This is a genomic window from Okeania sp. SIO2F4 (genome assembly GCF_010672385.1).
In the GTDB taxonomy this organism is placed as follows: Bacteria; Cyanobacteriota; Cyanobacteriia; order Cyanobacteriales; family Microcoleaceae; genus Trichodesmium.
Genome location: NZ_JAAHGT010001494.1, coordinates 1 through 1,064 on the forward strand (window position 1 = coordinate 1; position 1,064 = coordinate 1,064).

Here is a 1,064-nt window from a genome sequence, read left to right on the forward strand (position 1 = left end):
CGTATGTAGCAATAGGAATTTAGACTCAGTTGCCTTTTGTTGCGGATATAGCAATCGGAATTTTTACCGACTAAATTCAGAGGCAAACTTTTAGCAAATCAGAAATAAAAATCGGATTCATCTCTATCCGAATTCAGAGGTCAGCTTTTAGCAAATTAGAAATAAAAATCGGATTCATCTCTATTGCTGCACACGAAATAGGAGTTTTGACTCAGTTCCCTTTTGTTGCGGATATGGCAATAGAAGTTTTTGCCTACAAAATTTAGAGGTCAGCTTTTAGCAAATCAGAAATAAAAATCGGATTCATCTCTATTGCTGCATACGCAATAGGAATTTTGACTTAGTTCCCTTTTGTTGCGGATATGGCAATAGAAGTTTTTGCCTACAAAATTTAGATGTCAGCTTTTAGCAAATCAGAAATAAAAATCGGATTCATCTCTATTGCTGCATACGCAATAGGAATTTTGACTTAGTTCCCTTTTGTTGCTGAAACCTCGGGATGAATCTTTGCAGAAAAGGTAAATCCCATCTTTTACTTTCTCTTTATCTAAAACTATAATTCATCCCACACTCCTCACACTAATTCATCCCACAAATATGCAACGCTCCCTATTCCCTATTCCCTAGTCCCTATTCCCTTAAGCTAGATCGACACCTAAAAATTTGTCTAGAAGTTTGGCTCGCCATACATACCGTAGTAATAAACACCAAACTAAAGCTACCCAACTAATCACAAGATAATCACGGATGCTCAGTAAAGATAATTCAAAAAATTGACGTAGAGGGGGAAGCGCCAAAATAACTATATAAACTCCTAGTAAAGCTAAGGCAACAAAAGTATATCGCCAGTCACCACTGTAAGTTGCTCCACCTACCCAAGCTTTTGTTGGAGGCTTCAGAAAAGGCACTAACAATAGACCACATAAAATCATAATTGTTACCAGAGCACTACGAGGAACTGCAAGAAATTCATTAACTTGGTCAAGGTCAATAACTAACTCATTTCCCAAAAATGGTATTGCTAAATAAGTCAAATACACTCCTAAAGCTACAAGAGTAAGAGA

General features: G+C 36.7%; 1 pseudogene. It reads right to left on the bottom strand.

Annotated elements, in window-relative coordinates:
* Positions 1–638 precede the first annotated feature (638 nt).
* A pseudogene (locus F6K22_RS41455) lies at positions 639–1,064 on the bottom strand (HAD-IC family P-type ATPase); the annotation flags it as partial.